Source organism: Thermodesulfobacteriota bacterium (genome assembly GCA_034189135.1).
Classification (GTDB): domain Bacteria; phylum Desulfobacterota; class Desulfobacteria; order Desulfobacterales; family JAUWMJ01; genus JAUWMJ01.
This window is the reverse complement of the sequence record JAXHVO010000062.1, coordinates 13,582-35,400: the sequence shown is the minus strand read 5'-3', so window position 1 is coordinate 35,400 and position 21,819 is coordinate 13,582. Positions and strand designations below refer to the sequence as shown.

The window sequence follows — 21,819 nt, the reverse complement described above, 5'->3', positions numbered from 1 at the left end:
TCATCTCGGACATGACCACATGAAACCAAATATCCAGCTTTTTAGAAACCAGTGGTTTTTCCTATCCTACCGGAATCGTCGTAATTGGTATCGTTGAATTTTTTAAAACTTTCTCAAAAACACTTCCAAAACGAAAATGCCCTCTTTCTCCCCGGCTTGCCATCACCACCATGTCGATCTCTTCTTTTTCAATCATTTTTAAAATCTCTTGCGCCGGGTCACCGACAGCAACGTGTTTAATGTACAGGGGGCAACTTTGCAAATATTTTTCGCAAATCTGATCTAAGCGGCTTTTAGCCGATTCATTTGTCCGTTGCATTAATTTGTTGATGTGATCTTCGTCAAATTCTCCATACCATGATCGGTGATGAGCGACGTCGTCGATCACATACAGTACATGAATTTCCGCCCCGTATTTCGTGGTCAGCGATGAAATATATGGCAAAGCCTTTTGTGCACTACTTGAAAAATCTGTGGGCCAAAGTACTTTTTTTAGTTCTATTTCAGTTTGGTTGGTATCCATGGTAAACCTCCTTTGTCTGGTATTGCTTGAGAACGATTCAATGAATAAAAGCCTTTGTAACTATTCAGGACCTGATTGTTTTCTTTTAAGTTCATTGGCGACATAACGAAAACATGGTTGATTCCTGAAAATTAAACCTGTTCATATGATAACTACTATAAGCCCGTTGTAAAGACTCATCATATTAGGAGGATACCTGCTCAAACCGGACGAAAAAAGCCAACACTTATAGAAAGGATTATCAGAGGCAGACAAGTATATGAGTTTTCATCGCAGTATATTCTGTCGGGGAATCTTATTTTGCACCATTAGCGTTTGAGGCTCTGGACAAATTAAAGCACGCACTTAAGTATTGAATGAATATCCCAGTCTGCAGAGTCTGGATATTTACCCAATACAATTCAACACATCCCGGATGAAGACTTCCACATCCCAGGATTCCTCGTCATGGGTTACTCCCAGCCTTACGACCACAACGTCTCGCGAGGGAATAATTGCCACGATCTGATCATTGAATCCGCCAAAATAAAACAGGTCGGTCGGCAGCAGCGGATATTTTCTATTGGCGGGATTTCCCCTTTCACCGGCATTCAACCAGATCTGGGCCCCGTATCCTCCCATGGGGGCCTTGGGCGTGGGGGTGGTGGAGTATGTTACCCATCCCTGCGGCAATATTCTATCATCGCCCCAGACACCATCGTTTATATATAGCAGACCGATGCGTGCCCAGTCCCGTGCCGTGGCAAACATATAACTTGAACCCACAAACGATCCCGAGGCATCCGGCTCGATAACAGCAGAATACATGTTGATGCGGTCAAACAGGTTTTGCCTGGCAAAATTGTTAAATGATACCAGCGTGCCGCCAACCGTGTCTTTCACGATACGGGCAATGATATTGGCCGATCCGCCGGAATAGTTCCATTTTTCATCAGGTTCACATTCCAATGGTTTGGCGGCCGCATAATCTGCCATGCTTTTACTGTCATAAAGCATATAGGTGACATCTTTGAACGGTTCATATACCTCTTCAAATTCCAAGCCACTGGACATCCTTAACAACTGATCCAAGGTGATTTTACTGCGGGGATCATCCCCACGCTGCCATAAAGCCACCGGGGCAGGTTCTTTGATATTGAGTTTTCCCTCTTTAACCAATAGTCCCACCAAAGCACTGGTCACACTTTTAGACATCGACCAACCCAGCATGGGTATGAAAGGGGAAAATTGTTTTTCATATTTTTCTGCAATGATACGATCCTTATATACAATAACAACGGCCTGCGTATTTCGTTGACTGGTTTCGGACGGCTCGGTAAAAGCCTCTTCAACAACCCGATATAACTGTTTGCGATCCACCTCCGGCGGCAGAGAAGACAAATCCACTCGTTCACCTGTAGGCCAGTTTTGTTTCATATCCGGTTTCGATTGCGGGATAGCTCCTTTCGCCTGTTTCATCAATTCTTCCCGGCTGACATCAATCTCGAGTGTGCAGCCAAACCCCTCCCGGTATACCGCTGTCCTCGGATGCCAAAACCCCAGGCCCTTGGAAGTAACTGTTTTCTTACTGTAATCAACTTCATTGGAAAATAACAGAAACAAAGGGTTGGTGGGTTGCACATCGTTTTCAAAAACATGATCCGGGTCCCTCCCTGCCAAAAACACCTGTGAGCAGACATATTTGGCTGAATAGCCGCTTCCTATCGGCATCGCCCCGTTCAGATAGTAGATAGCGAATCCCATTAAAAGCAGCATGGCCGCACCTAGACCATATATGACTTTTTTCATACTCTCTCCTTTCACCCTCAAATATCCTGATAATTTTTTTGATTCATTTCCACCCTAAGCCGTTTTACTAAAAAAGGCAACCTCATAACCGGTGGACAGGCATACTATATCTAATCTCTTCAGTTTTTATCGGATTTTAAGCCAAATGCGCCCCTGGTGAAAATCAGGTATGCGGTATTCTAATCCCAATTGTTTTTATGGTACAGAAATCACCTCGGATCAATTACGGCCGTTATCTCCGGCCGTTTAATTAAATCTTGAACCCAAGCCGTATAAATGCCATAAGCAACTATGATACGATCAGTCTGTTTTTCCTTTACCATCTGTTATATGCGAATTTTTTTAATCGTTTAAAACGAAATATTTTTAGAACAAACAACATAAAACCCCTTTATTTAATCGAGGGGTCGGGGAGTTTTTCAATCTCTACTCAGTTCGTTCGGAGAAGCGCCCCGATTATTTAATCATCCAATGACAAATGAATTTAAAACATATATTAAGCATCCCCGAAGAACCAGGAAGCAAAACCCGTCGTCCAGTATTCGCCATCCACATAAAAAAAATCTGCCTGATGCGCGTAAAACCGCTCTATACATCTTAAACGACCTGGATCATGGTAATAAAACCCTGGACAGTATTCTGCAGGCTTTCTCCGACCGGATGGATTTGCTTTCAAAAAAGGATCGGTCACTTTTAAACGCCCTGGTTTACGGTGTGATCAGATGGCGAGGCAGGTTGGATCATATCATAGACTGTCTTTCCAATATACCGATAGCCAGAATCGAACCAAAGGCATTAAATATTATCAGGATGGGTCTTTTTCAGATTATTTATTTATCCAGGATACCTGTATCTGCTGCAGTAAATACATCTGTTGAACTGGCAAAATCTTTTGCTCCACCCTGGGTGATCGGATTTGTAAATGCGATGTTACGAAATGCCGTTAATAAATTTGAAACGGTCCCCTTCCCTGACCCCGAAAAAGATCCTGTATCTGCCATAGCCGTTCATAACTCATTTCCCAAATGGCTGATAAAAAGGTGGATCCTTCGCTACGGAGACAAAGAGACCGCCAAGCTTTGTGAAGCGATCAATGTCATTCCCCCCATTACCATACGAACAAACACTCTCAAAACGACCCGAGGTAATTTGTTGGCCTCTCTTAAAAAAGAAGTTGTAACAATTAAACGCACGGCCTATTCACCTGATGGTATTTCTCTTGTTAAGCCGAACTCCTCTATCCCTGAAATGAAAAGCTTTAAGGATGGCTGGTTCGTTGTTCAGGATGAAGCCGCCCAGCTTGTCACCCTTTTACTGGGCGTCCACCCGGGGGATACGGTTCTGGATGCATGTGCCGGTCTTGGGGGAAAAACCGGGCACATTGCCCAGATAATGAAAAATCAGGGCACGATCTTTGCCCTTGATAAAGATGAAAGAAAACTATCCCGACTTGTTCCCGAGATGAAACGGCTGAGGATTTCTATTGTGACCCCCCTTACCGGTAATCTTGAAAAACCTTTAGACATAAAAGGGGTTAAGTTGTTTGACCGCATCCTTTTAGATGCTCCGTGTTCAGGTATGGGTGTTATCAGAAGAAATCCGGATATCAAATGGGCAACATCAAAAATAAATTTAAGCCGCTATAAAAAAAAACAGTTAATATTTCTTAAAAACATCGCCAGCCTTGTTAAACCATCGGGTATTCTGGTATACACCGTATGCAGTTTGGAACCCGAAGAAAACGAAGAGGTTGTAGAAGAATTTTTAAGCAGCTATGCTGAATTTGATATTAAAAATATTTCCACGATGCTATCTTATGGTCATGATCTTGGAGTATCAAAAGACATGTATCTGAAAACCCTGCCGCATAAAAATAATATGGATGGTTTTTTTGCAGTCTGTTTTCAGAAAAAAGCTGTTTAGTGATACTTTTCAACAGGCCAAAGGAACATTCTTTTAACATTCGGTAAAAATTAATGAAAAATCAGGCGTTAACAATCGGAAAAATAGCAGCCTTGGTACTATCCTTTATTTTATTTGCCGGGATTAGCGCATATCTAACCCTGACACTATTGATTAAAAGTGAGGATATTGTGGTGGTGCCTGATCTAATGGGAAAAGAAGTTGTCCACGTTCTTGAAATATTAACCGACCTGGGACTAAACACCAAAGTTAAGGGATTTGAATACAGCGAAGATATCCCAAAAAATCACATCATTTTTCAGCAGCCTGAACCAAGCGTAGAAATAAAAAAAGGACGCGATATTAAAATAGTCATTTCCAAAGGAACTAAAAATATTTTAATGCCCAACCTTCAGAGCCTCTCTTTTCGCCAGGCACGAATAATTATCGAAGAAAACGGATTAAGCCTTGGTGAACAGGCGGTGACTTACAGCAGTAGGTTTGACAAAGACTATATTATCGCCCAGGTTCCATCACCTGGTGTTCAAATCGCCAGGAACGGATCGGTAAACCTCCTGCTCAGTCTTGGAATTCGGCCCAGAGCATATAAAATGCCGGTCTTAAATGGCATGACTCTTGATCATGCCATCCGTTTGATTGAAAAAAGAAATTTGATTGTGGGAGAAATAAAATATTTGTTTTTTGAAGATAAACCGAAAGATACGATTGCCGAACAGGATCCTCTGGCAGGATCTCTGGTGCTTGAAGGTCGCTTGGTTAATTTTGTATTAAACAGAATCCCGGGTAAACAAACTTCAGCGTATTTAGCCGATACCACAAATGGAAATTTTTTTCGATACAGAACCACCAATGGTTTTTTAAAAAGACATATTCGTGTATTTTTGAAAGGATCTACCTTTTCAGATGATCTTTTTAATGAATTTGTAAAACCGGGTGAAGAAATCTGGCTCCCTGTGCCAAATAAAAGGGGCGCAACACTCCTGGTTTATGAAGACGATGAACTGGTAAAAATCCAAGTCATTGAATAAACATTATTGCTAACCGTTTGCGGTTTGAAAAAATTAATATAAAAAATCAGTACAATATCCAAAACTTTTCAATCGTTGTATAAACTGTGAACCGACAGCTGTAAACAGTTACCAAAAAACGAAATGAACAGGAGATACGACCATGAAACTTATTGCACCATCAATTTTGTCTGCTGACTTTTCAAAGCTCGGTGAAGAGGTAAAAGCCGTTGAAAATGCAGGCGCCGACTGGATACATGTGGATGTAATGGACGGACATTTTGTGCCAAATATTACCATGGGACCCATTGTGGTTAAAGCCGTCAAAACGGTGACCTCTCTTCCCATCGACGTTCACCTTATGATTGAAAATCCGGATAACTACATACCGGATTTTGCCAAAGCAGGAGCAACATATATTGCAGTCCAGGTAGAATCCGGCAAGCATTTAAACCGGTCTATTCAATTTATTAAGGAATTCAAAGCACTGGCAGGTGCGGTTTTAAATCCCTCCACGCCTCTTTCTTCCATAGAATGGGTGCTGGAATATTTGGACTACGTGGTTATTATGAGTGTAAATCCCGGATTCGGCGGGCAGACTTTTATTGAAAACAGTCTTGATAAAATAAGAGCCCTTCGTAAGCTGATTCAGCAAAGAGGACTTTCCACCCTTATCCAGATTGACGGAGGAGTAAATGAAAATACAATCGCTGCAATTTCTGAAGCCGGTGTCGATGTGTTTGTGTCAGGATCGGCTATTTTCGGTAGCCCGGACTACAAAAAGACCATAGACAGTTATCGAAATAAAATAGGGAAGTAAATATAATAAGCCGAAAGCGCAAATGAAAGGCAGAAGGCAGAAGTAAATAAATAAAGATGGAGAAGTCATTAAAATGGATAAAGCCAAAGGCCGACCCAAAGTCCTGGTGGTCCATGGCCCCAATTTGAATATGCTGGGGATAAGGGAAACGGATATATACGGAAAATCAACACTTAAAGAGATTAACGCGGATTTAGAAAAACTGGGAGAAACCTCCGGCATTGTGGTGGAAACTTTTCAATCGAATCATGAAGGGGCGATTGTTGAAAAAATACAGCAGGCAGCCGGAAAAAATAGCGGTCTGATCATTAACCCAGCGGCCTTTACCCACACTAGCATAGCCATCCGTGACGCACTTTTATTGCTCGACATACCGATCATCGAAGTTCACCTATCCAATATTTATAACAGAGAACCGTTTCGGCACACATCCATGATCTCCGATGTTTCAACCTCTATCATTGCAGGCTTCGGGGCATATGGCTACAACATGGCGCTTGAAGCCATAATCAGAATGATTCAGTTGTAATGATTAAAAAGTGCTCTGTTGGCTGTCGCTTTGGCACCGTTGTATTAGAAATACTTTTTCTCATAAATATGGTAAACCAGTCGAATACCCCAAGGAGTCTGTTATGATTAACAAGGTAATTTTAACCATAGCGTTAGCATTATTTATTGTTGTTTGTCTGTGCATAGACTCGCCTGCTAAGGATGCCCGCACTATAGTTAAACAAGGTTTTGATTATATGCGGGGCAAATCTTCAATTTCCGTGGTAGATATGACCATTCATCGCCCCAATTGGGAAAGAAAAATGACCATTGAAGCATGGACAAAGGGACTCAAAAACAGCCTTTTCCGAATAGTTGCTCCGGCAAAAGATAAGGACAACGGCACGCTTAAAAGGGGAAAAGAAATGTGGATGTATAATCCCAAGGTTAACCGTGTCATCAAACTTCCCCCGTCAATGATGTCCCAGCCCTGGATGGGATCGGACTTTTCCAATAATGATCTTTCCAAAACCGATAGCCTCATCGATGATTACAACCATACCATTACCGGCACACAGATTCATGACGGGAAAACGGTCTACCTTATTAAATCGGTACCCAAGCCCGACGCACCGGTGGTATGGGGGATGCAAAAACTTAAGATTAGAGAGGATCATGTGTTTCTCGCCCAGGAGTTTTATGACGAAGACTTAAAACTGGTTAAGCACATGACCACCTTACAGATACAGATGCTGGGTGGGAAAATGTTTCCCAAGGTATGGCGGATGCAAAAAGCCGAAGTCACAGATGAGTATACCGAATTGAACTATAAAAAACTCTCTTTTAAAGAAAATCTAAAGAACACCCTTTTTACCATATCCAACCTGAAAAACCCCAGGAGATAGAAAGCAATGTCCATAGATGTAAAAATGGCCTGGCGCAATATCTGGCGCAATCCCCGACGCACTGTTCTGACCATAGCTGCCATTGCATTTGCCTGCCTGCTTCTGGTTTTTATGCTCTCCTTTCAGTTCGGTTCCTATGAAACCATGATCAATTCATCGGTAAAAATACACACCGGCCATCTGCAGGTTCAATCTATGGGGTACCATGAAAAAAAAAGTATTCGTCTGGTCGTGCCGGATCCGGATGCAGTGGCTAAAATATTGGATCAAATACAAAGTGTGGAAGCGTATACTCACCGAGCCAATGCCTTCTCCCTGGTATCCTCCAAAAAACGAACCTATGGCGGCATCGTCAGCGGAATCGACCCGGATAAGGAGGCAAAAGTATCCACCTTAAAGTCCTTGATACGAAAGGGAAGGTATCTGAGCAAAGATGACACGGATCAGGTATTATTGGGACATCTGCTGGCAGAAAATTTAAAAATTGATATTCAGGATGAAGTCACCTTGCTCGGTCAGGGACTCGATGGCTCTGTTGCAGCCACTGTGGCTAAGGTAAAGGGTATTTACTCTTCCGGAATAGACGATCTTGATCGCAGTTCCATTCATATGCCGTTGAAATACTTTCAGGATGTATATGGCATGCATGGCGCTGTACATGAAGTGATTGTGACAGCAAACTCCTTAAAAACGGTCGATGAAATTAAATCCTTTGTTAATAAGGAAATAAACAAAATTAGCCCGAAATCTCCTCTGGTCGTGCTTGATTGGAAAGAACTTACACCAGGTTTGGTTCAAAGCATACAACTTGATCTTGTCAGTGGAATTATTTTTTATTTTTTATTGATCCTGGTGGTGGCATTTAGCATCCTGAACACTTTCCTGATGGTTATATTTGAACGAACCAGAGAGTTCGGCGTGCTCAAAGCGATCGGGATAACCCCCGGCAGGCTGACCAAACTCCTTTTGCTAGAATCGATGAGCATGACCATGATCGGCATCATGGCAGGCATCTTCGGCGGGTGTCTCATCACCTTATATTTCCAGGGGCACGGAATCGATATTTCCGGTGCATCGGACATTTTAGTTCAGTATGGCATTTCAGGGCGAATCTTTCCCAGATTGTCCCTGCTTTCAGCACTCAGCGGTCCAGCCATCGTATTTATGATTACATTTCTGGCTGCCCTGTACCCGGCTTTCAAGATTCGAAGCCTTCGTCCGGTTGAAGCCATGACTCATGTGTAAGTACGATAACTTTTTTCACAACTTTTAGAAAGTGTGGTTCGTTCAAATTAAATATAATTTACTGTTTTATATAGAAAATATTGGATCACTTTAAACTTAATAAAATTGAAGGTGGTTTATGTATTTCCAGCTAGCCTGGCGAAATATATGGCGCAACCCAAGACGGACAGCAGTCATCATGACTGCCATTATTATCGGTGTCTGGAGCATGGTTTTTTTAAACACGCTCATGCGAGGGATGGAAGTTGATATGATCAAAAACTCCATCTCCACGCTTACCGGGCATCTTCAAATCCATCATAAAGATTATCGGAACGACCCGGTGATCGAAAACAGTATGTATGATACCCAAACCCTTGAAACGGCGCTCAACAAAGTTCTTCCAACCGGTGCCAACCGGGCCGCCAGAATACGGGTTAATGCCATTGTGGGGAATGCCAGACATACGGGTGGTATCACCCTGGTCGGGATCAATCCTGCGGCAGAAGCCAAAACCTCTTTTATCGGACACGCAATAAACCAGGACCGCTATCTAGAAGCTGAAGACAAACAAGGCATTATTGTGGGACAAGCCCTTTTGGTTAAATTTGAAACAAAACTCGGTCGTAAACTTATTGTTATGTCCCAGGATAAGGACGGCAACATTGCTTCAAAAGCATTTCGTATCATCGGAACCTACCAATCTCAGTTACAGGCCACAGAAAAACAGTTCGCTTTTGTTAATATCGATACCGCCAGACAGATGCTAAAATTAAAAAAAGGTATTTCAGAGGTGTCTATTACTTTGCCTGATCACATAGATGCTGCTCAAATAACGGCCGGGCTTAAAGCTGAACTGGGAACAGATGGGTATCAAATACAGACCTGGCAGGAACTTCTCCCCATCATCAACGCCTATCTGGTCATTTTTGACGGATTCATCTTCATTTGGTCTTTGGTTGTTTTTATCGCCATGGGTTTCGGTATTGTTAACACCACTTTAATGGCGGTATTTGAGAGGATGAGGGAATTCGGCCTGCTCAAGGCACTTGGAATGAAGCCATGGTGGATTATTAGAGATGTGCTCTCAGAATCATTTATCCTTCTTATCATGGGCATGATCATTGGAAACCTGATGGCCCTTTTATGTGTGTTTGCCTTGTCAGAAAGCGGCATAGATCTTTCTGCCTTTGCAGAGGGTGCGGAATTTGCCGGAATTTCCAAAATAATTTTTCCTTCGGTTCATCTAAAAGATGTACTCTTATCCAACCTGGTAGTCGTTATACTTGGTCTTCTGGTCAGCCTTTATCCGGCATTCAAAGCAGCCAAGTTTACACCGGTGGAAGCTTTGGCGCAAACATGACGAACATACTGGCCGTTGCCCATATATGTCTTTTTCAACGGGCAACATAAAACTCACAAGGGGTAATTATCACACGGAAGGAACATTATGGGTATTGTAGAATGCAAAGATATTTTCAAAACATACCGTCAGGGAAAAATTGAGGTCCATGCGCTAAAAAGCGTCACCCTTTCCATTGATGAGGGAAACTTTGTGGCACTTGCAGGACCTTCAGGTTCGGCAAGACAACCCTGCTGAATATAATCGGAGGCCTTGATCAACCTGACAGCGGCAATATAAAAGTGGATGGAAATATTTTTGAGAAAATGACCCAATCCCAACTGGCGCTTCTTCGTTTACACAAGGTTGGATTTATCTTCCAGTCTTATAATTTAATCCCGGTCCTTTCCGCCATAGAAAACGTTGAGTTTGTAATGTTGCTGCAGGGCATACAGGCAACCCAAAGAAGAAAACGTGCCAGGGCTATTTTGGATGATGTCGGCCTGGAAGGCAAATACAACCGTCGCCCGGCAGAGCTTTCCGGCGGACAGCAGCAGCGTGTGGCTGTGGCCCGCGCAATTGTGTCCAACCCGTCTATTGTTCTGGCAGATGAACCCACTGCCAACCTCGATTCAAAAACAGGAAACGGCCTGCTGGAAATGATGAAAACAATGAACCAAGAAAAAAAGATCACATTTATATTCTCTACTCACGATAAGATGGTCATGGATTATGCCCATCGGCTGGTGCTTATCCGCGACGGTTGCATTGTTGATGATAAAATTAAATGAGGGGTCGGGGAGTTTTTCAATCTCTACTCAGTTCGTCCGGAGAAGCGCCCATTTGCCCGTATCAGCCTTAACAAATAAGTCCGGCACTCTGTGCACGCCCCCTATCTTCTCAGTTAAATCCATACAGGCAGAGACGATTAACGCTGCCGTGGGATTCTGTCCCTTGGGGCTGGTTCAAATCCAATCTCAGTCCGCCTAGGCGGACCGAACGCCGGTTTCTCGAAACTGTTGTTAAGGCTGATACGGGCAAATGGGCGCTTCTCCGGACGAACTACTAACAATCATAAAATCTCAAACGGTTCACCAAAAAGGCCATTGATAAGGAACTCCCCCGATCAATTAAATAGCACCGTAATTTATATCAGGTGGTGATACTTTCCCACTGATTTTTTCCAAAAATGTACGGATTAATCGTAGGCTTTGGCGCTTTCCCTCTGTGGTGTTTTGGTGATTGATCCTATATTTTCCCCAATATTATTCATTTGGCATTTGGTATAACATTAGTGTGTAATAAATTCATGAAAATGCATCTGATCGGATGGTTGCTTATGTTTTCTCTGTTGAATATAGCTATTGGTGCCTCAGCAGATTCAGCGAACTCTTTTAATCAATACACACCTGAAAAAACAGAAACTTCTCCGCCTGAGTTAACATCATGGTATGAAAACATAGACTCCCGGTGGGGTGGCCAGTTCAAAATAGCTGGAAGTGCCTCATGGCCGGATAATGATTCTATTTATTATTTGGCGAACTCGGGCCCATACTATGACGGCAGCTCTGATTTCCGGCTAAAAAACAAAACGTATTTAACTGATTGGCTATATTCAACCATCCATTATGAAGCCGTTCTGTATGGCGGCGATACCATGCGCACCCAAAATAAGCTTGCGGAACTGTTTCCAAACCTGTTGGAACACAGCTTGATACCTGGCAGCGGCATAAACGATGATCGCCGCTTCTTTGACCTTACCAAAATCATTGATGAAGATGACAAATATATTCTTTATCACCGTCTGGATCGATTCTCCCTGACCTTACAACCTGACTGGGCCACTATTCGTATCGGCAGGCAGGCCTTGACCTGGAGTAACGGCCTTATTTTTAATCCAATGGATCTGTTTAACCCCTTTGCTCCCACCGATATTGAGCGCGACTATAAAGTTGGAGACGATATGCTAACTGCCCTGTTTTCGCCCGAAAAAATCGGTGAAATCCAGATGCTCTGGGTGCCACGTCGAGATCAGGACACGCAAAATGTCAAAGGGGCTGAGTCCTCCTTTGGCGGAAAACTGCACTTTTCAGTCAGAACTGCTGAATTCGACATTATGGCTGCCTATCATTATGAGGATGTTGTTGCCGGAATCGGCAGCAACGGTTATTTACTGGACGCAGCCTGGCGCCTGGATGCCACTTGGACGTTTGTGGATGATGACACAGGCAGGGATGACTTCTTATCCCTTGTCGCCAACATGGATTACTCCTGGGTATGGTGGGGAAAAAACTTTTACGGGTTCATGGAGTTTTATTTTAATGGCATCGGCGACAAGAATTATTCAAGGGCCATTTCTGATCCGGGCATCACCGAGCGCCTGTCCCGCGGAGATCTCTTTGTTTTAGGCAAGAAGTACCTTTCTGGTGGAATCGAAATGGAATTACATACTCTGATCAAGGCCAATTTAACGGTGATATGCAATACAGCCGACCCTTCCGGAATCATTCAACCTCGTATTGTCTGGGATGTTACTGAAGACTTCCAATGTACATTGGGAGGAAATATATATTATGGTTCTTCAGAAACCGAATTCGGCGGTTTTCACCTGCCAGGAACCGACTACCTATATCAAGCCCCAAACAGCGCTTATTTGCGTCTTGCCTATTTTTTTTAAATGCTAAAGTACCGTTATTTATCACCGATGTTTTGCGATTTATCTTTGACATTCTTAGAAATTTTTAATATAATTTCATATAGATGCAAAGAGTTATAAATTTTATGTCGACAATATTGCACAACTTCAATATTCTTCATTAGGCCGAAACCTTTAAGTTTAGTTCTATAAATCCTTCCTAAAAGTAGTGTAAAAAGGAACAGATTTTATGATCAACCCATCAGTCGCAATCATCGGTTCAGGTTACTGGGGAAAAAACCTTGTCCGCAACTACCATAAACTTGGAGCACTGAAACTGATCTGTGATAAGGATGAAACCCTCCTTTCACAGTTTAAAAAGCAATACCCTAATGTTGACATTTGTTTTGCATTAAATGAAGCATTGTCCAAAGAGGATATTCAAGGTGTGGTCATTGCCACACCGGCGGAAACTCACTTCACCCTTGCACGTGAAGCACTCCTGGCAGGAAAGCACGTCTATGTGGAAAAGCCTCTGGTACTTCAAGAAAAAGAAGGTGAGGAACTTATTTTGCTGGCCGAAAAAAAGAATCTGATTCTTATGGTTGGACACCTTCTCCAATATCACCCTGTTTTTGTCCGCCTCAAAGAATTAGCTGTAAGTGGCGAACTTGGCCGTATTAATTATATTTATTCCCATAGGCTTAATCTAGGAAAAATCAGGCGAGAAGAAAACATCCTCTGGTCATTTGCCCCTCACGACATTTCCATGATTCTTTCACTGGCAGGGGAAGACCCTGAAAGTGTTTTTGCTACCGGAGGAAACTATCTTCACAAAAAAATTGCTGATGTGACCACCACTCATCTTGAATTTCCATCCGGCCTTAGGGCCCATATCTTCGTTTCCTGGCTTCACCCCTTCAAAGAACAAAAACTGGTCGTGGTGGGTGATAAAAAAATGGCGGTTTTCGATGACACCCGCAACTGGCCTGACAAACTTCTTCTCTATCCCCATGAGATCAAATGGCAAAATAGCATGCCTGTGCCGACCAAAGCCGATGCAGAAAGATTCGATATCCCGGAAAACGAACCCCTGCGTGCAGAATGTGTACATTTCCTTTCCTGTATTTCCCATGGAACAAAACCTCAAACAAACGGCAGTGAAGGTTTAAAGGTGCTTAAAATACTAAAGGCCGGTCAGCGCTCTTTAGATAATCATGGCTGCAAAGTCTCGTTTTCTTTTGATGATAAACGCTTATCAGTTGAATCTGAACATTTACCAATTTCTGATAAAGCCCATTTTGTCCACCAAACTGCCATCATTGATGAAGGTTGCATGATTGGATCAAACTCTAAAATATGGCATTTTTCCCATGTGCTGTCTGGATCGAAAATTGGTAATAGTTGTAACATTGGTCAAAACGTAGTTATCGGACCCGATGTAAACATAGGCGATAAATGCAAGATACAAAACAATGTGAGCATTTATAAAGGCACAACTCTTGAAGACGGTGTTTTCTGCGGCCCTTCCATGGTCTTTACCAATGTCTATAACCCCAGAGCTGAAATCCCTAAAATGGATAGAGCCCTGCCGACTCTGGTGAAAAAAGGTACTACAATCGGTGCCAATGCCACAATTATATGTGGTGTCACGCTTGGTTCTTATTCTTTTATTGGCGCGGGTTCTGTCGTAACAAAAAGTGTTCCCAATCACGCCCTGGTATTTGGTAATCCCGCAAAACATGTCGGCTGGATGTGTAAATGTGGAGAGAGGCTATCAGACAATCTGGAATGTACTTCCTGTGGAGCTAAATATCAGCAGACTGAAAAGAGTATTAAAGCACTTTAATAACTGATAGCCCTTGTATAAAACATATGTAAACCAAGCTTTTAAGTAATTAAATCAACTGAATCCATTAGGATTTAAACTGGATACTGATGATAATATTTGTTTTATGAAAATTAGAAATCCCAAAATTCTATTTTCCGCATTCTCTTTTTGCATAATATTAATTGTACTTCTTCTTGGGTTTAGTGAATTACCATGGATCATTTCCAGACCATTTATCTATGAAGAAAATATCCAGGCTTCACCGGTAATTGTTGTTCTTTACAGCGGCTATGGAATTACTGAAAGAAACCACCTTGACAAATATTCACTTCACCGTATTCAAAAAGCGATACAAATATGGAAAAAAGAACTATCACCGAATATTTTATTTTCTGGGGGATGTGCCGATAAAAGAGGAACCGGACTACCTGGCTCAAACAGAATGGCTGCTGAGGCTTTAAGGCTAGGTATTCCTGAACAAAGAATACTTATTGAATCTGGATCTAAAGATACTTATAATAATGTCCATAACACTTCACTAATGATCAAAAAAAAGGGTTGGGACAGTCTTATTCTAGTAACCCACGATTTCCACATTAAAAGGGCTGCTGATCTTTTTCATAAAAATAGATTTAAAATATATCCTGCTCCTGTTGAATGGGAAACAAAAAAAAGCTGGAAGTCCAACTGGACTTATCTGAGGTTCCTTCGATATGAGCTCCAAGCACGGCTTGCATATCTTTTACTAAATGAAAAGCAGCTAAACAGTCTAATGAATTTTCTCAGGCCTGAATAGTTTTATAAAACTATATCCTAATTGTTTTTAGGATAAATCAGAAAGAAGCCAGCAAATGAAAATAGCCTTTATAATTAAAAACCATGAAATTGCGGAGCCACTGGGAATAATGTACATTTCCAGCCTTCTAAGGACCAAAGGGCATAGCATTGCTCTTTTTATAGCTTCAAAAAAAAACTGGCTCCATTGTTTAAAAAACTATTCGCCCGATATAGTCGGATACTCTGTTATTTCCGGAAGCCATGCTGAGTATTTAAAAATCAATGACCAAGTCAAAACAGAAATTAAAACCTTCTCAATTCTCGGTGGTCCCCATACAACATTTTTCCCTGAAACTGTATATCAAGAAAATGTTGACGCAATATGTATTGGAGAAGGTGGGTATGCCATGCTGGAACTTGCCGACAACATCGAGCAAGGTTCCGACATCTCTGGCATCAACAATCTTTGGATTAAAAAAGCCGGGGCTGTTATTAAAAATCCGATTCGGCCCTTGCTTGAAGATCTTGATGAACTACCCTTTCCCGACCGCGACATGGTGTACATGAAAGATAAGTATCTCCGTGAAAATAAAATAAAACGCTTTATGAGCAATAGTGGATGTCCTTTTAACTGCACATACTGTTTTAACAGGGCTTATAAAAACTTATATAAGGGAAATAAAATAATACGCTGGCGAAGCGTTCAAAATGTTATTGATGAAATACGAGAAGTAAAGAACAGATATCCTCTTGAGATTGTTAGATTTATAGATGATATATTCATCCTTCCTCCTATAAGCTGGCTTAAAGAATTTAAAAATCTATATAAACAGGAAATTAATCTACCCTTTGTCTGTAACCTTCAGGTAAAACTGGTGACCGATGAAAAAATCAGACTAATAAAAGAAGCAGGCTGTATGTCTGTATATATGGCAATTGAATCAGGGAACGATAAGATCAGAACAGAACTTCTTGAAAGAAATATGACCAAAGAAGAAATAATTAATGCTTTTAATCTTGTTCATAAATATAATATTCCAATCGGAGCTGAAAATATTTTAGGGTTGCCTGAAGGTTCTTTTGAAACTGATATGGAAACATTAAAATTAAACATTAGGTGCAAAGTCGATAATGCAATCTCTACCGTATTTCAACCTTACCCAAAAACAAAATTAGGTGAATACACAATTGAAAAAGGGTATTTCGATGGAAATTTTGATCTGTTAAGTGAAAGCTATTTTCAAGGATCCCGACTCAACTGTTTTTCTAATAAAGATAAAAAAAAGATTGAAAATCTGCACAAATTCTTTGGATTTGCTGTTAATCATCCATCATTTTTACCATTAATAAAATTACTAGTATCTTTACCTCCTAATAAACTTTTCAGGTTGTTTCACAGGCTTTGGGACAGTTACTGTAAAAGAAGAAAAATATTTAACATTAGATTTACTATTAAGGATTATCTTTCTGCGCTATTAAGAGTTTTGCGTTATTGATTTTGCAATTTGATTTTTTATGCTTTACTATCGAACCTGTTCAATAGATAAGAAAGAAATAGCCAGATTAATTCTCCTAATACCCACCAAATTCGTGCCATTAATGCAATGAAGGCTGAAATATAAACTGGTAAATGTAAATTAAGCACTACTATAAGGACGGCTTCTCTAGTCCCTATCCCACCTGGTGTAAAAAAAACGAAAAGACCGATTACCCATGATATGATAAAAGCGCATGTGGTCATCGGCAATAATACTGAATCTATATATATAAAACTTCTAATTAAAAACCAGAAACTAATACCAACTCCCAGCCAGAAAATAACCAGGTATAACATCGGTTTTAATAAAGATAAAAATTCATACTTAAACCGGACTTTATTTTTATTTATGATAGCTGGCATTAAATCCAATAAACTGTTAAGAATTTTAGGATGCATAAATAATATCAGTATAATTGATATTAATATCCCCACACTCCGTATATATATATTGTCTAACCATTCAAGAGAAGAGAGTTTATCAATAAAGAACAAGGAACCAAATGAAATAAAGATACCACTTACTAAGACTAATAACGTTTCCAACAATACGCTTTTTGATGCATCACCTGTGCTCATTCCTTCTTTTTTATAAAGATATACTCGCCCCACATATCCCCAGACTCCCCCCGGCAAATATTTTGCAAATTGCGAATAGAATAAAATTAAACATACTTTTTTGAAGGAAATCTTGCATTTAAATATTTTAACAATATTTCTAAGAGATAAGGGAAGCAATGAAAAGGACAGCAACAGCAACAGCAGTGAAATGCTTAAATAAAACCAATCGGTTTCATATTTGTATTCATCAATTTTGTTCCAGTTTTCATAAACATAGAAAAAAAAATAATAAAAAATAATTGCCAAAAAAACATATTTTATTAAGTTCTTTATTGTCTTTTTAAAGCTAATATCAACTTTTTCTCTAAAATAGTTCAAAATAAACCTGACACCTCTTGACGCATTTCTGCTTATTCTTTTTTTATACCTGTAATTCCGACAGGTATATCTGACAATCTTATTTCATTGAATCCAAGTTTTTTAAACCATCCGACTACTTCTTTATTTGAAGCTTTATTTTGAAACTCTGAAGCAAGCCAGTTAAAAATCATATGAGCACGCTCATTCCAGCCGATATAACGCCCTTTTGTGCCGCTCAATTTCCAAGCCAGAGTAATGAAAGGTATTAAAAGAAAACTCATAACATATACCGCTTTAATTGGTAATATTACCGTAATCTTTCTCAGCAGTCGATTAACCTTTTCAAAGAGTGGTCTCATTTTTGGATATATTGTAATAGATAAGGCCCCTCCAGGCATGACATTTTCAGCCAGGCTGGATAGACATTGTTGGACATCAGAAACATAATGGAGTACTCCCTTGCTGTAAATATAATCAAAATATGACAACCTAAATGGAAGGTTCATAATATCAGCCTGAAGGATGTGAACGTTTAGATTCTTTTCATTCAGTATATATGCTTCATCTACCCCTAAACTAAAATCAATCCCAATTACTTCTTTAGCCAATTTGCTGATACTTTGGGTAACTCTGCCTATCCCACACCCAGCGTCAAGAACTGTCTTGCCATTGAAAAATCGCTCATTTACAACCATTCGGCGGAATAAATCCTTCAGCTCCTCTTCCTGCGAATGACCATATATCTTTTCATCGTAATTAAATACTTTCCATTCAACATCAAAAGTCTTTTTTGTTCTTAACCTACCAATATCAAGATCATGTAGTCTCGGGACCGCATCAACAATAGGAAATACGTGTCCGTTGGGGCATAATAACTCTCCCTGAATTATTTCTTCTTTGTAACATTTATTGCAAAGAGAATGTGTTTCCACTTGATCTTTAGATGTGATATTACTGGAAATAAATTCACAATAATGATTACAACCAGGAATATCGTTGCAATGCCAATTTGTGTTTTTTTTCTTAATTATTTTTAATTTAAAGGGTTGGGCGCATATCGGACAGGCTAAAATATCCATTAATCTGCGAAGCAAGATATTGTCTCCTCTACAGAATTAAGATGTCTCAGTGAGATGAGCAGTCTTCAGCCTTTCTGAACCTGCCAAGCCGATATACAGATATAAAAGGAAGAATATTTATTGGGAAATACTTCTTAATTTCAGATTTAAAATGCTGCTCAACAGCTTTCTCTATTTCACTGGCTGAATAGTAATGATCCTCAGGTTTTTTATACCCAAATAAAATACGTCCAACTTTATAAAACATGTTTTCTGTTGGAACCAGCAACAGTAAATATCCATCTGGCTCCATAATACGGGCTAATTCTCGTACAACTTCATCCAATTCTTTGAAATGTTCCAATGTCGACGCAGTTAGAATTGTGGAAAAGGATTTATCTTTAAAAGGAAGTTTCAACCCATTGGCGGTTACAGGAAAAACATTTTTTAACTCGAACCTTTTTTTTAATCTAGCTGCAGCTGTAGTATGCAGGTCAATACCAATAACAAAATTAAACAGCCCCGATAACGTTGGGAACATCACACCGTTTCCACAAGCAAAATCAAGAATGACATGATTATTTTTCGATTTAAATAATGTTAAGGCAAAATCAAGCTTTTTCCAGTTAATATATCTAATAAGGCTGTTTGCGCTAAAATATACAGGAGAATCTACATAAACGCCTTTTGCAAAATTTTCCAGATCATTTCGACTAATTTTGACTACACTGTTTTTTCCCCCACGCGATGGCAAAGCCGTTTTTAACAAAACCCAAAATCCGATGACATATTCTTTTAACTTGCCAATCGAATCAATTTCCTTTAAGAGCCTAAAAATAACCTTTGGGCGAATATACACAGCCCGATAAGCTTTTTTCTGAAGTATTTTCATTTCCTCAATTGTTCGGCCTCTAGGGACGTATGCCAGGTCTCCTTTGGTCCATCCACCATGGGTTTTATAATTCGACCAGTTTTTTGATCTTAGTCCCCCCTCTTTCACTACCATGTCATAGAGTTCTGTTCCAGGGAAGGGCGTAAAAACTGTAAATTGAGACCACCTCGCATCCAGTTTTTTTGCAAAGGCAATAGTTCGTAAGCTCTCCTTTCTTGTTTCAGTTGGAATACCAAGCATGTAAAATGCACGAATGCTAATTCCAACTTTCTTGGTGAAAGCAAAAGTATTTTCTATCTGTTCAAGAGTTATATCCTTATGGATAATATCAAGCAAACGCTGGGAACCTGTTTCAACTCCATAGCTAGTCTGCCAGCAACCTGCTTCCTTCATTTTTCTTAGCACATTCTCATCGACCGTATCTATCCGGCTCTCACAAGTCCATGATATCTTGTTGGAAAGACCTGAGCTAATAAGTCCGTCACATAGTGAAAACAGAAACTTCCTATTTACTGTTAGCGTATCTGCTTCCAGGTTGATTTCTTTTGCTCCATAATCATCTATCAGTATTTTAATCTCTTCTATTATTCTTTTAACAGAGTGGTGCCTTACTTTACGCCCGAATATCCTGCAACAAAACGCACAGTTAAACGGACATCCCCTGGCTACACTTACTGTAAATGCATGACTGGTTTTGGTTCTGCTCTTTGTTATATGATATTTGTCCATCGGAAGTAAATGTCTGGCAGGAAGCGGCAGTTCGTCAAGGTCTATAACCATAGTAGGTGGCGGATTCACAAATACTGAACTCTCTTTTCGAAAGGCTATACCTGGGATATCATCTATACTCCTACCTTTTTCAATAGCATTGACCAGGTTTAACAATATTACCTCTCCTTCGCCAATAACTACAAAATCTATCTCTTTATTTTCATTAAGGGTTTCTTCAGGCAGAATAGTCGGATGTGGGCCTCCAACGACAATTTTAATGTTAGGGAATGCATTGTATACAGCTCTAGCGACCTCAACACTTCTGGCATACATAGGTGTCAGCATGGTAACACCGACCATATCATATTTCTCCTTTTCCATATGGCCGCAAATATCCTCTGCTTTGAATTCCAGTGCTGGTGCATCAATAATTGTCACCTTATGTCCATTTCTTTCAAGGTTTGCTCCAATATATGCCAAGCCAAGTGGCTCATTAAGGGGGCCAAACTTACCCAAGTCCCTACCATATCTTTCTTCAGAACTATAAGGCGGATTTATTAATAATACATTCATAGATTTTATTTTGCCCTGCGATAAAAATTAATTAAGACTTTGGTCAGGTTCGCAGCAATATCCTCCACCATCTGGATATGCCACTGCAGCCACTTCCAACTCCACCTGTTTGGATGAATCTGCAAATAGATTTTTTTGTATTTTTTTGACCGGATAACATCAATCAACTGCCAGGTAGTTGTAAGTGTCGGTAAGTAGCTGATTGAATGACATGAAAAAATATCTTTCATATTGTATTTTAATCTATTCCATCCCCTTCCTGTATCTGTAGAATAATATAGATCAGGGTCAGTAATACTGAGATATGCCTCACCTAACAGACTAAACTTAGAATAGGAGAAATGCTTCCAAAAACTTCTGTTATCCCATTTAGTGAGCGGATTTCCGTGCATACACACAGTATTTACTTCAGCCAGTTTTCTTAAACTTGTTAATTCAGAATTAAATATTTGCTCAGCCTGAAAAATATTTCCTCTCGCCTTATCCATAACTTCATAGTGATATCCAATCTCATGTCCAAGGTCCTTTATTTGTTTAATTATATGTGGAACAAAAGCCTTTTTCTTAAATCGAAAATAATAGGTCGCATACATGCCAAGCGCTGATTCAAGCTCAGCCATTTTCAGAGCATTTTCAGGACATCGGTCAACGTCATGCCGTAAAATAATAAATGATTCCTCGTTATCCTTCTTAACAAAATATTCTTTGATTGTAATAACTTCAAAACCCGAACGTCTAATTTCCTCAAGCAGATTTTGGTAAACACTCAAGGTAAAGTCATTTTTGCTCATATTAGCAGTTCTTAGCTCTTTTACTATTCAATATTTACATCACCAGTTCAATAAGTTGGCATATCAAACATT

The 21,819-nt window shown here is 40.2% G+C and carries 19 protein-coding genes; 13 read left to right on the top strand and 6 right to left on the bottom strand.

Annotation, left to right across the window (positions count from 1 at the left end):
* Nucleotides 1-61: 61 nt before the first annotated feature.
* Nucleotides 62-523: a universal stress protein gene (locus SWH54_08495; GenBank protein MDY6791292.1), complete on the bottom strand. Its 462-nt coding sequence runs from the start codon at nucleotides 521-523 to the stop codon at nucleotides 62-64.
* A gap of 387 nt (nucleotides 524-910) precedes the next feature.
* A complete protein-coding gene (locus tag SWH54_08490; protein ID MDY6791291.1) occupies nucleotides 911-2,311 on the bottom strand; it encodes a serine hydrolase in 1,401 nt (466 codons plus the stop codon).
* A gap of 471 nt (nucleotides 2,312-2,782) precedes the next feature.
* On the opposite strand from SWH54_08490, the gene rsmB reads away from it, so the two are divergent.
* From rsmB to SWH54_08425, 13 genes are all read left to right on the top strand, one after another.
* The gene (gene rsmB, locus SWH54_08485) at nucleotides 2,783-4,234 is read left to right on the top strand and encodes a 16S rRNA (cytosine(967)-C(5))-methyltransferase RsmB (protein MDY6791290.1); all 1,452 of its coding nucleotides are present in this window, start codon (nucleotides 2,783-2,785) and stop codon (nucleotides 4,232-4,234) included.
* Nucleotides 4,235-4,287: 53 nt separating this feature from the next.
* Nucleotides 4,288-5,262, top strand: coding sequence for a PASTA domain-containing protein (locus tag SWH54_08480; GenBank protein ID MDY6791289.1), 975 nt, complete (start codon nucleotides 4,288-4,290; stop codon nucleotides 5,260-5,262).
* Nucleotides 5,263-5,404: 142 nt separating this feature from the next.
* Nucleotides 5,405-6,061 carry a ribulose-phosphate 3-epimerase gene (gene rpe, locus SWH54_08475; protein MDY6791288.1) on the top strand — a complete coding sequence of 219 codons (657 nt, stop codon included), beginning with the start codon at nucleotides 5,405-5,407 and terminating at the stop codon, nucleotides 6,059-6,061.
* Nucleotides 6,062-6,134: 73 nt separating this feature from the next.
* Nucleotides 6,135-6,590: a type II 3-dehydroquinate dehydratase gene (aroQ, locus tag SWH54_08470; GenBank protein ID MDY6791287.1), complete on the top strand. Its 456-nt coding sequence runs from the start codon at nucleotides 6,135-6,137 to the stop codon at nucleotides 6,588-6,590.
* 103 nt (nucleotides 6,591-6,693) lie between these two features.
* Entirely contained in the window at nucleotides 6,694-7,455 is a 762-nt protein-coding gene (locus SWH54_08465; protein MDY6791286.1) for an outer membrane lipoprotein-sorting protein, read from the top strand.
* Nucleotides 7,456-7,461: 6 nt separating this feature from the next.
* A complete protein-coding gene (locus SWH54_08460) occupies nucleotides 7,462-8,700 on the top strand; it encodes an FtsX-like permease family protein (protein MDY6791285.1) in 1,239 nt (412 codons plus the stop codon).
* A gap of 118 nt (nucleotides 8,701-8,818) precedes the next feature.
* Nucleotides 8,819-10,042, top strand: a complete 1,224-nt coding sequence (locus SWH54_08455) for an FtsX-like permease family protein (GenBank protein MDY6791284.1) — start codon at nucleotides 8,819-8,821, stop codon at nucleotides 10,040-10,042.
* Between the two features lie 87 nt (nucleotides 10,043-10,129).
* On the top strand, nucleotides 10,130-10,279 hold the full coding sequence (locus SWH54_08450) for a hypothetical protein (GenBank protein ID MDY6791283.1): 150 nt from the start codon (nucleotides 10,130-10,132) through the stop codon (nucleotides 10,277-10,279).
* The gene (locus SWH54_08445; GenBank protein ID MDY6791282.1) at nucleotides 10,273-10,812 is read left to right on the top strand and encodes an ABC transporter ATP-binding protein; all 540 of its coding nucleotides are present in this window, start codon (nucleotides 10,273-10,275) and stop codon (nucleotides 10,810-10,812) included. Before SWH54_08450 ends, SWH54_08445 begins: the two co-directional genes overlap by 7 nt.
* Nucleotides 10,813-11,330: 518 nt before the next feature.
* A complete protein-coding gene (locus SWH54_08440) occupies nucleotides 11,331-12,698 on the top strand; it encodes a hypothetical protein (protein MDY6791281.1) in 1,368 nt (455 codons plus the stop codon).
* A 208-nt stretch (nucleotides 12,699-12,906) separates the two neighbouring features.
* The gene (locus tag SWH54_08435; GenBank protein MDY6791280.1) at nucleotides 12,907-14,505 is read left to right on the top strand and encodes a Gfo/Idh/MocA family oxidoreductase; all 1,599 of its coding nucleotides are present in this window, start codon (nucleotides 12,907-12,909) and stop codon (nucleotides 14,503-14,505) included.
* 106 nt (nucleotides 14,506-14,611) lie between these two features.
* Nucleotides 14,612-15,283, top strand: a complete 672-nt coding sequence (locus tag SWH54_08430; protein ID MDY6791279.1) for a YdcF family protein — start codon at nucleotides 14,612-14,614, stop codon at nucleotides 15,281-15,283.
* Nucleotides 15,284-15,338: 55 nt separating this feature from the next.
* Entirely contained in the window at nucleotides 15,339-16,760 is a 1,422-nt protein-coding gene (locus tag SWH54_08425; protein ID MDY6791278.1) for a radical SAM protein, read from the top strand.
* Between the two features lie 17 nt (nucleotides 16,761-16,777).
* Here SWH54_08425 and SWH54_08420 read toward each other — a convergent pair whose 3' ends face one another.
* Genes SWH54_08420 through SWH54_08405 form a run of 4 tightly spaced genes read right to left on the bottom strand, consistent with a single transcriptional unit; the run spans nucleotide 16,778 to nucleotide 21,747 of the window.
* Nucleotides 16,778-17,740: a lysylphosphatidylglycerol synthase domain-containing protein gene (locus tag SWH54_08420; protein MDY6791277.1), complete on the bottom strand. Its 963-nt coding sequence runs from the start codon at nucleotides 17,738-17,740 to the stop codon at nucleotides 16,778-16,780.
* Nucleotides 17,741-17,772: 32 nt separating this feature from the next.
* Nucleotides 17,773-18,816, bottom strand: coding sequence for a methyltransferase domain-containing protein (locus SWH54_08415; protein MDY6791276.1), 1,044 nt, complete (start codon nucleotides 18,814-18,816; stop codon nucleotides 17,773-17,775).
* Nucleotides 18,817-18,847: 31 nt separating this feature from the next.
* On the bottom strand, nucleotides 18,848-20,956 hold the full coding sequence (locus SWH54_08410) for a cobalamin-dependent protein (GenBank protein MDY6791275.1): 2,109 nt from the start codon (nucleotides 20,954-20,956) through the stop codon (nucleotides 18,848-18,850).
* Between the two features lie 5 nt (nucleotides 20,957-20,961).
* On the bottom strand, nucleotides 20,962-21,747 hold the full coding sequence (locus SWH54_08405) for a hypothetical protein (GenBank protein ID MDY6791274.1): 786 nt from the start codon (nucleotides 21,745-21,747) through the stop codon (nucleotides 20,962-20,964).
* Nucleotides 21,748-21,819: the final 72 nt, after the last annotated feature.

What these genes read in the sequence shown, in the direction of transcription:
- SWH54_08495 (MDY6791292.1), bottom strand. Translation starts at nt 523, where the DNA reads ATGGATACCAACCAAACTGAAATAGAACTAAAAAAAGTACTTTGGCCC.
- SWH54_08490 (MDY6791291.1), bottom strand. Translation starts at nt 2,311, where the DNA reads ATGAAAAAAGTCATATATGGTCTAGGTGCGGCCATGCTGCTTTTAATG.
- rsmB (MDY6791290.1), top strand. Translation starts at nt 2,783, where the DNA reads ATGACAAATGAATTTAAAACATATATTAAGCATCCCCGAAGAACCAGG.
- SWH54_08480 (MDY6791289.1), top strand. Translation starts at nt 4,288, where the DNA reads ATGAAAAATCAGGCGTTAACAATCGGAAAAATAGCAGCCTTGGTACTA.
- rpe (MDY6791288.1), top strand. Translation starts at nt 5,405, where the DNA reads ATGAAACTTATTGCACCATCAATTTTGTCTGCTGACTTTTCAAAGCTC.
- aroQ (MDY6791287.1), top strand. Translation starts at nt 6,135, where the DNA reads ATGGATAAAGCCAAAGGCCGACCCAAAGTCCTGGTGGTCCATGGCCCC.
- SWH54_08465 (MDY6791286.1), top strand. Translation starts at nt 6,694, where the DNA reads ATGATTAACAAGGTAATTTTAACCATAGCGTTAGCATTATTTATTGTT.
- SWH54_08460 (MDY6791285.1), top strand. Translation starts at nt 7,462, where the DNA reads ATGTCCATAGATGTAAAAATGGCCTGGCGCAATATCTGGCGCAATCCC.
- SWH54_08455 (MDY6791284.1), top strand. Translation starts at nt 8,819, where the DNA reads ATGTATTTCCAGCTAGCCTGGCGAAATATATGGCGCAACCCAAGACGG.
- SWH54_08450 (MDY6791283.1), top strand. Translation starts at nt 10,130, where the DNA reads ATGGGTATTGTAGAATGCAAAGATATTTTCAAAACATACCGTCAGGGA.
- SWH54_08440 (MDY6791281.1), top strand. Translation starts at nt 11,331, where the DNA reads ATGAAAATGCATCTGATCGGATGGTTGCTTATGTTTTCTCTGTTGAAT.
- SWH54_08435 (MDY6791280.1), top strand. Translation starts at nt 12,907, where the DNA reads ATGATCAACCCATCAGTCGCAATCATCGGTTCAGGTTACTGGGGAAAA.
- SWH54_08430 (MDY6791279.1), top strand. Translation starts at nt 14,612, where the DNA reads ATGAAAATTAGAAATCCCAAAATTCTATTTTCCGCATTCTCTTTTTGC.
- SWH54_08425 (MDY6791278.1), top strand. Translation starts at nt 15,339, where the DNA reads ATGAAAATAGCCTTTATAATTAAAAACCATGAAATTGCGGAGCCACTG.
- SWH54_08410 (MDY6791275.1), bottom strand. Translation starts at nt 20,956, where the DNA reads ATGAATGTATTATTAATAAATCCGCCTTATAGTTCTGAAGAAAGATAT.
- SWH54_08405 (MDY6791274.1), bottom strand. Translation starts at nt 21,747, where the DNA reads ATGAGCAAAAATGACTTTACCTTGAGTGTTTACCAAAATCTGCTTGAG.